6 protein-coding genes and 1 pseudogene are annotated in these 9,016 nt (G+C 36.1%); 4 read left to right on the top strand and 3 right to left on the bottom strand.

The features are described from left to right. Together ACKPEB_RS18650 and ACKPEB_RS18655 are read right to left on the bottom strand one after the other, a co-directional pair. A partial coding sequence (locus tag ACKPEB_RS18650) for an ATP-binding cassette domain-containing protein (RefSeq protein WP_408966474.1) occupies nucleotides 1–446 on the bottom strand: 446 nt, incomplete at its 3' end. 31 nt (nucleotides 447–477) lie between these two features. Next, nucleotides 478–816: a hypothetical protein gene (locus ACKPEB_RS18655; protein WP_408966475.1), complete on the bottom strand. Its 339-nt coding sequence runs from the start codon at nucleotides 814–816 to the stop codon at nucleotides 478–480. Nucleotides 817–1,039: 223 nt separating this feature from the next. Between ACKPEB_RS18655 and ACKPEB_RS18660 the strand changes: the two genes are divergently transcribed. Further along, a complete protein-coding gene (locus tag ACKPEB_RS18660; RefSeq protein WP_408966476.1) occupies nucleotides 1,040–2,407 on the top strand; it encodes an NB-ARC domain-containing protein in 1,368 nt (455 codons plus the stop codon). A gap of 90 nt (nucleotides 2,408–2,497) precedes the next feature. Here the strand turns inward: ACKPEB_RS18660 and ACKPEB_RS18665 are convergent, their stop codons facing one another. Then, nucleotides 2,498–3,625: a quinone-dependent dihydroorotate dehydrogenase gene (locus ACKPEB_RS18665; protein ID WP_408966477.1), complete on the bottom strand. Its 1,128-nt coding sequence runs from the start codon at nucleotides 3,623–3,625 to the stop codon at nucleotides 2,498–2,500. A 215-nt stretch (nucleotides 3,626–3,840) separates the two neighbouring features. Here ACKPEB_RS18665 and ACKPEB_RS18670 point away from each other — a divergent pair, with 215 nt between their 5' ends. The 3 genes and pseudogenes from ACKPEB_RS18670 to ACKPEB_RS18680 form a co-directional block, all read left to right on the top strand. Beyond that, nucleotides 3,841–6,651 (top strand): GAF domain-containing protein, encoded by a 2,811-nt coding sequence (locus ACKPEB_RS18670; RefSeq protein WP_408966478.1) that lies wholly within the window; start codon nucleotides 3,841–3,843, stop codon nucleotides 6,649–6,651. A gap of 20 nt (nucleotides 6,652–6,671) precedes the next feature. Then, on the top strand, nucleotides 6,672–8,402 hold the full coding sequence (gene recN / locus ACKPEB_RS18675) for a DNA repair protein RecN (protein WP_408966479.1): 1,731 nt from the start codon (nucleotides 6,672–6,674) through the stop codon (nucleotides 8,400–8,402). Between the two features lie 99 nt (nucleotides 8,403–8,501). Then, nucleotides 8,502–8,660: pseudogene (locus tag ACKPEB_RS18680) on the top strand (Uma2 family endonuclease); the annotation flags it as partial. Nucleotides 8,661–9,016: the final 356 nt, after the last annotated feature.

A 9,016-nucleotide genomic window follows, 5' to 3' on the forward strand; every position in this document is an offset into this window, starting at 1 on the left:
CCTGCTAAAGCTAAGGCAAAAAATAACCTTTGTTCTTCACCACCAGACAATTTTGAAGCCCAATTATCCTCTTTTGATTTCAGATTAACCGTGTTTAAAATTTCTTCAGTTGATAAAGGATTAGAATAATAACTTCTTAACAAGTTTACTAATTCTTTTACTGTTAAATGTTTGGGGAGGGAAACTTTTTGCAAAACTACACCAAGGCGAGTTTTTGAGTGAAAACTTTTAGGATTTTCCCCAAATAACTTAACTTCTCCTTGAGTGGGTGCTAAAAGTCCTAAAATCAGATTAAGTAAAGTGGTTTTTCCCGAACCATTTGCTCCTTTTAAAACAACAAACTCACCTTTTTGAATATTAAGATTAATCTCTGTTAATATCTCTTTTCTTTTGAATAGAGATTGATTAAAACTTTTGGATATATTCTTTAGTTGTACTACATTCATGTTTTTTCCCTTAAGGTAAATTAACTTACATCTACTTACACAATAACTGCTGAACAAAAGGAATATTAAGAATTACTCCTAAAAAGGTTCCTGCTACAATAGCAATCAAAGGATTTCCTAATATCAAAGTCAGTCCTACTGCTGCAATTACTCCTCCTATAATTGGGACATTTGGGAAACTCATGATACAATGATCCCCAGCACTTGTTCCTTTGGAAAACCATAAAATTAAAATTGGTATAGCTATAACGCTTATTCGCCCCAACCATTTAATTGCATCAGATAACTGTAATATAAACCCTTCTTTGAAAGAAGAAAATATACTATTTTTAGCTTGATCAATATTATCATTGCTAGATTGAAAAGACATAATTTTTGAATCCATTTAAACAATAAAGATCGGGAGTAAATTCGGATATGTAGGTGAGTTGTTGTGACTATTATTGATCAAAAAATTTATTTTTCCTACTGTAAAGCATATTATTTTATCTTGTCTTTTGTTACAGAATGTTTACTGTAATATCTTAAACCATCTTGAAATATCTTTATTAAGAAGTGTATAATAGTTAAAATCCTTACCATGAGGGGATCTTATGACTATGACAGAAATTTTACAATTTGCTGATCAGTTAATTTTTGCCAAGAAAGGAAAACATTTAGATGATCTCCAAGAATCAATTATTAAGGGAATTTGGGATGGTAAGAGCTATCAAGAAATTGCTGAGGAATGCAACCGTAGTGAGAGTAGGGTTAGAAATATTGCTGCTAAATTATTACAATTACTATCTGAAGAATTAGGAGAAAATTTTGAAAAGACTAATTTTCGTTCTACTTTTAATAGATTAAATATTTCATCCTCTCAAAATCAAAATATTTGTCAAAATGGCAATCATAATTTTAATTATAGTCCAGAAATTTTATATAATTCAAAGCAAAATAATCAAGAACAGTTAAATAATGCTTTATCTAAATCAGTTTATCACGATTTAACCTTAGCTCCCAAAATAATCAACTTTTATAATAGAGAATCTGAACTTAAAGCCCTTTCTAGTTTAATATTAGATAATAATATTCGTTTAATTTCAGTTTTAGGATTATCTGGAATAGGAAAAACGACTTTAGTTAAAAGATTTGTTGATTTACACCTGGAAAAATTTGAGGTAGTAATCTGGAAAAGCTTAAAATATCCCAAACCTTTAGAATTATTGATTGATGATTTATTGAATACTTGTGAGCAAGAATCAAAAGCAACTAGAGATGATAAATTAAAACAATTATTTGATATTTTGAGGGATAAAAAATGTTTAATTATTCTTGATGATGTTCATCATATCTTTACCCAGGGTGAATTTTCTGGACAGTATCAAAGCGTTTATCAAGATTATCAAAATTTTTTCAAAATTATAACAGAAACAGAACATCAAAGTCATCTAATCTTAATGAGTCAAGAACAATGTGCAGAAATGGAATGTTTAGATGGGGAATTATATCCGATTAAATCTTTAAAATTATCGGGTTTAGAGGATAGAGAAATTTTGTCAGAGATGGGATTAAAAACAGATCAGGATAGTGGTTTGAAGTTGATTGAACGATATCAAGGAAATCCCATGTATTTGAAAGATGTTGCGGTTTTAATTCGAGATGTTTTTGATGGGAATGTGGCTGATTTTTTAGCTGAGGATGGTTTGGTTATTACCAAAGAAATGCAATCACATTTTAACCAGCTATTTAACAGATTATCACCCGTTGAACAGAAAATTGTTGTAGAATTGAGCAAATTTGAGCAACCTGTATCCAGAGAAGAGTTAAGACAACATTTAGACTTGTCCTCAATAGACTTAATTAATGGGTTACAATCTTTACAGCAACGGTATTTAGTTAGTAAAATTAAAACTGATCCAATTTTGTTTAATTTGTCTTTGACCTTTAAGGAATATCTAAGAAAATTAAAACCTTTATAGAGTGGTGGTCAGAAACCGGGTTTCTTTATCAATTTCTTGGTAAGGAAACAAAGATCACGACAGAAACCCGGTTTCTCAGAGCTATTACTGTTAAAGTTTGAAACCAACGGCTTCAGAAATCGATTTTAAACCGTATTGATCTAATTTCTGTAACAGTCCTTCTAATATTCTTTTAACCATTCCTGGCCCTTCATAAACCCAACCTGTATAGACTTGAACTAAACAAGCTCCTGCGGTGATTTTTTCCCAAGCATCGTCAGCATTAAAAATTCCACCAACACCAATAATTGGTAACTGTCCTTGGGTATTTTGATAAATCCAACGAATTACTTCTGTAGACCGTTTCTTTAGGGGGGCACCACTAATTCCCCCTGCTTCTTCAGTAATATAACTCCCGGTTTGGGGTAGCCATTGAGTTTTTAATCCCTCCCGTTTTATGGTGGTATTGGTTGCAATAATTCCAGCTAATTGATAAGTTTGAGATAAATTAACCACATCAGCGATCGCATCCCATTCTAAATCGGGTGCAATTTTAATCAAAATTGGTTTATTGTCTGTATTTTCCGTTTTTAAAACCTCTATAATTTTACTTAATTGTTCAGCATCTTGAAGCGATCGCAATCCTGGGGTATTCGGAGAAGAAACATTCACAACAAAATAATCACCATAATCCTTTAAGAGTTTAAAACTACCTAAATAATCTTCTGCGGCGGCTTCTAAGGAAGTAATTTTAGATTTTCCTAAATTAATTCCAACGGGAATCATCCATTGTTGTTGACGTTTTTCTTGTAATCGTTGGGCTAATATTACCGCCCCTTGATTATTAAATCCCATGCGATTTAAGACCGCTTCATCTTCAACTAATCGAAATAATCGAGGTTGAGGATTTCCAGGTTGAGGATGGAGGGTAACAGTTCCTAATTCTGTAAATCCAAATCCTAAACTTTGCCAAATTCTAGCCGCAACCCCATCCTTATCAAAACCTGCGGCTAAACCGACGGGGTTATTAAAGGTTAAACCCCATAACCTTTGCTGTAAACGCACATCTGACAAACAGAATGAAGGTCTGAGTTGAGATTCTATCCAATTGATTCCAGAGTGAGATTGATTTTGGTCAATCCAACTTAGGAATTGTAACGATTGATGATGAGCCCATTCTGGATCAATCTTGAGTCCATAAAATAAAAGGGGTTTTACGATGCTACGGTAAATATCCAAGGGTCTCTCCTGTGATCCTGTGCTAATTGTCAAATTTTAATTTAGTGTATTTTTTGAGCAAAATCATCAAAGACTAACGGTAATATGGGATAGGAAACCTGATCAACGGGTAGAATATTTTTATCACCCGATAGCAGAAGGTTGGACTTGTTGAATTTTTTAATTGAACTTTTAATTTTAAACCTCAATTAAAGTATACGGTTTGGGAGTTTATTATGGGTCAATCCGAAGAATCGATCACAGTAGATAAACCCATCATGACATTAGGGCGTATTCTCCAGACCCTACAAGATGAAGATCATGTTGATGTGTTAATCGAAACAACTTTAGACTATCTCAAAACCGAGTTTAACTATAGTTTAATTTGGATTGGTTTATATGATCGTTTAGATCATCGCCTCCTGGGAAAAGGGGGAATTATCCCGACTGAAGACTCATGGTTATTAAAACAAAGATTTACTTTATCTCCTGGGGATTTACTCGAACAAGTTGTGATTGAATTGCGACCTGTGGTTGTTCCTGATTTAAGGGAAGAAATCCGTGCGGGAGAATGGCGAAAAGCAGCCCAAGCTTTTAATATTCAGGGATCAATTCTATTTCCCATGCGATATAAAGATCGCTGCTTTGGAGTGGTTTTATTAGGTTCAAGTGAGTGGGGAATTTCTCCAAGTTCGATGGAAAAAGAATTGATTTCAATGGTTTTAGGAGCCTTAGCTGCTTCTTTATTCCAAATTGAAACAACTTGGATTTATCAACAAACAAAACGACCCGAACAACCGTTTTTTAAGCTTTTGACTCAATTTAGAACCCTCAATACCTTAGATCGATGTTTAGAAGCGGCTGTAGAAACTACCCATGAATTTATTGAACCAACGCGCACGAATGTTTATTGGTATTATCGAGAAGGGCGGTATTTTTGGCGACGGGCGAGTAATCAACAAAAACTTCCAGGAGTTAGTTTAATGAAACAAGCCGCTTCTGGGGTGACGGTACAAGATTTAGGAGAATTTTATCAAGCATTAATTTCCGATCATTTAGTGTCTATTGGTGAGTCCTATAGTTCGTTAAGGGCTGATACAACAGAACGATTAATGGAGAAAATTCGCGCCCGTTCTTTATTAGCAGTGCCGATTCTTTTTAATCAAGAAATGTTAGGATTTATTGCCGTTGAAGGACAACATCCGCGAATTTGGCAAGAAAATGAAAAACACTTTTTGCGAGGGGTTGCTCATTTAATTTCTTTAACAGCACCCTTAGCAGAAATGGAGGCTAAAATTCGACAAATTGAATTAGATCAATCTTTAACCGCTAAAGTAACTCGTGCAATTGTTGATGATCACGATTGGCAATTTTCTCTGAAAACTACAGCCTATCTTTTGTGTCAGCGATTAAATACAGGGCGGTTTTTATTAATTAAATATCAGGATGATATTGATAAATTTGAGATTATTTATCAACATTATCCCTTAACTCGAATGGCAATTCCTTCCCCTTTAAATTCCCTGAGTTATAAAGATTTGGAATCCTTAAAAAATCCGAATGAAATCTTGGTGGTTGAAAATTGTGAGGAAGATGATCAATTAAAAGCTTGGCGAAATCAACTCCGAGATGCAGGAGTGCGATCGCTGATTCTTTGCCCAGTGAATGATTCTATCATGACTCGCAAAACTTCATCAGATTCCGGGCCTCAAGAATTCTTATTAATTGCTCATGAAGCTCCTCGAACTTGGGATCGAGCCGAACAAGAATTAGTGAAAATTGTGAGCCAACAATTGAGCGTTATTTTACATCAATGGCAACTGAATCAACAAATTAAATTTCAAGAAAAATTTAATCAAATTTTAGAAGATTGTTTTTCAATTCTAAAAAAAACCGATCAACTGCAACCGTTAGAAAAACAATTTACGGAGAAAATAGCGGAATTTTTACAAAGTCCTTTAGTAGTATTAGTCACATGGCTAGAAGGAGCAAGAAAAGCCAAAATCGTTAGTTGTGTCGCTCGGAAATCGGAACTTTTAATTAACTCTAATCGGTTAATTACGGTTGCTAAAGATCCCTTAATTCAACACGCTTTATCCACAGAAGAATTGTTTTGGTGGCCTGTACAAGAATTAGGGGCTTATACTCGACAATGGTTTACCAGTTCCGTCAATAAAATTTTAGTAGCGACCCTTCGCACGGCGACTAACCATCAGCCAACAGGTCTTTTAATTATTGCTGATCCTGATGGAGAAATCTCTTTAAAAACGCTGAATGTTTTAGTCATGCAATTGGCTTGGTCACGACGCTATTTACGAATTCAAGACACCTTAACCACTCAACAAAAAGAATTACAATGGCTGAATTGGTATAAACAACGTCGCTTAGAAGAATTATATCGAACCGTAGGCGGAGGACTCAAACAATTAAACGAATTAAATAACTCTCCCTTTCAAGGAACTGACCCGCAAAAAAACCAACTTTCCCATTTACGCTATCAACAACTGTTACGCCAGATCGGGAATGCTTTAGCATCGACCAGTTCTTTAATTAAACAAGAACAATGGCGACTTCACCATCATCATGATATTATTCCGATTACTAATTTATTGCGCTGGGTACGGGAACGATTAAATTCTATAATCCGCAATAAGGAAATCCAATTCATTTTAAAACAAGAGGGAAATTTTAATATTATTGGTGATCGGATAAAATTAGAACTGGTTTGTTATGAAATTTTATTAACGATTTGCTATCGGACTGAACCCGGAGGTTTAATTGAGGTTGTCAGTCGCCTTTTCAATGATCACCAATTAGAACTTTTGATTACAGATTATGGTAAAATTAACCCGCAACTGATTGTTGAGTTAAAAGTGGGTTTTTATCCTGATTTACTTGCCCCCTCTCTGTTAACATCTCCTCCCGGTCAACAGCTTTTAATTTGTCAGCAAATGTTAGAAAAAATGGGCGGAGATTTGTTGATAGAACAATCCGACAATCAAGTTGTTATAACCCGGATTATTTTACCTCTTTATTATTCCAATTAAATGTTATTTTATTTTTAAATATGTTGCTTTCTCTACGGATAGAAAATTTTGCTTTAATTGATCATTTAGATTTAGATTTAGGAACGGGTTTAAATGTATTTACTGGAGAAACGGGAGCCGGAAAATCAATTATTTTAGATGCTGTTGATGCTGTTTTAGGTGGCAAAGTAGATCGCCGTTCCATTCGTACAGGAGCAACCCGATCACTCTTAGAAGCAACCTTTGAAATTGAAAACAAATGGCTTCACTGGTTAACTGAACAAGAAATCGATTTAGTAGATGGAAGTTTAATCGTTTGTAGTCGGGAAGTGATCATTACAGGAGATAAACTTCGCAGTCGCTCACGGGTGAATGGGGTATTAGTTAATCGTAAATTAATTGATCAACTCCGCGATCGCTTACTTGAAATTACCGCCCAGGGACAAACCTTACAATTAAGTCAACCCGAACTCCAACAAGAATGGTTAGATCTCTATGGCGGTGAACCTTTACTGAATGCTCGAAAAGCTGTTTCCCAAGCTTATAGCCACGCTCAAACCTGTAGCCATACCTTAGAAAAGCGTCGTCAATTTGAACAGCAACGGTTACAGAGATTAGATTTATTAACGTATCAAATTCGAGAATTAGATGTCGCAAACTTAACTACACCGGATGAGTTAGAACAATTACAAATTGAACATCAACGACTGAATCATATTGTAGAACTGCAACAACAAAGTTATCAAATTTATCAAGCCTTATATCAAAATGAAAATGGGTTAGCGGCGGCAGATTTATTAAGCCAAGCTGAAAGTAAACTTAGTAATTTAGTTGAATATGATCCCCAATTGCAACCGATTTTAGAAATAGTCAGTGAAGCCGTCGCTCAAATTACCGAAGCCGGACGACAAATTGGTAGTTATGGAGAACAATTAGAATCCGATCCCCAACGCTTAGAAGAAATTGAAGAAAGAATTCGAGATTTAAAACAAATCTGTCGAAAATATGGGCAAAATCTAGGAGAAGTGATTGAATATTATGAAAGAATTCAAACGGAATTAAAAGACTTAGAAGACGAAGATCAATCGATAGACTCCTTAGAAAAAGCTTATCAACAAGCCCTTGAAATGCTCAAAGAAACCTGTCAACAATTAACCACCCTACGCCAAAAAGCTGCCCATGAATTAGAAGCCCATTTAATTAAAGAATTGAAACCCTTAGCCATGAAAACGGTTAAATTTCAAGTCGAACTGCATCCAATTTCTCCCACCGCAACCGGGGCTGATCAAATTCAATTTTGCTTTAGTCCCAACCCAGGAGAACCTCTACAACCTTTGGGAGCGATCGCCTCTGGGGGGGAGATGAGTCGGTTTTTATTAGCTTTAAAAGCCTGTTTTTCACAAATTGCTGGCTCAGGAACCTTAGTATTTGATGAAATTGATGTGGGAGTCTCAGGACGAGTCGCCACCGCCATTGCTCAAAAACTCCACCACCTCAGCCAACGCCATCAAGTTCTTTGTGTCACCCATCAACCCTTGGTTGCGGCGATGGGAGATCATCATTTTCGCGTCATCAAAGAAGTCATTCAAACCGACTCCGATCTCAACTCCCAGTCCACAGATCCCGAAACTCGAACCGTTGTTCGGGTCACTCCCCTGACTCCCCCCCAACGTCGGGAAGAATTGGCTCAATTGGCCAGTGGAGAATCAGCCCAAGAAGCGATCGCCTTCGCCGAGTCCCTTTTGAGTCAAGCGGCATTGATGAAGAAATAGGGAGCAGGGGATGTAAACTCTTTCATAACCCATAAAACTCCAAAATTATGACAAAATCAATCTATTAATTGGTAACTAATAATATATGAGGATAGGACTATGAATGCTTTAACTGTCAATTTGAAATCATTAATAGAAATGACTGATGAGCCGTTTTTTCAGCTATGTCAAAACAACCGAGAATTGAGATTTGAAAGAAATGCAAAGGGACAATTAATAATTATGCCCCTAACGGGAGGAGAAACAGGAAACAAAAATCTCGTCAAGTAGAGATTTATAGACCCGGAAAAGAGGTTGAGTTTTTAGATTCTCCTGCTACGGTTTCGGGGAAAGATGTTTTAAAGGGTTTTGTGTTGGATTTAGGGATGATTTGTTGACACTCCCACGGGTGAACCGCGTGGGATTCTCCTGTCTAGCCCCGATTGCTCGGTATTCATGGAGTTACCCCCTACTGTTTCCAGAATCATCTCACGATGATATTAGAGGAGAGCGAGACTCTGAGGAGTGCCAAACACCTCGCCCTAATTAGCAACTACGACCATTACAGTCTCAATCTCTGATTGGATTTTGCGTAGTCCTCTGTAGCTAACTAGGGTTGTTACAGTGGTTGCCTT

Source organism: Planktothrix sp. (assembly GCF_046067725.1).
Taxonomy (GTDB): Bacteria; Cyanobacteriota; Cyanobacteriia; order Cyanobacteriales; family Microcoleaceae; genus Planktothrix.

Coding starts and splice junctions, on each gene's coding strand:
- ACKPEB_RS18660 (WP_408966476.1), top strand. CDS start 1,040: ATGACTATGACAGAAATTTTACAATTTGCTGATCAGTTAATTTTTGCC.
- ACKPEB_RS18655 (WP_408966475.1), bottom strand. CDS start 816: ATGTCTTTTCAATCTAGCAATGATAATATTGATCAAGCTAAAAATAGT.
- ACKPEB_RS18670 (WP_408966478.1), top strand. CDS start 3,841: ATGGGTCAATCCGAAGAATCGATCACAGTAGATAAACCCATCATGACA.
- recN (WP_408966479.1), top strand. CDS start 6,672: ATGTTGCTTTCTCTACGGATAGAAAATTTTGCTTTAATTGATCATTTA.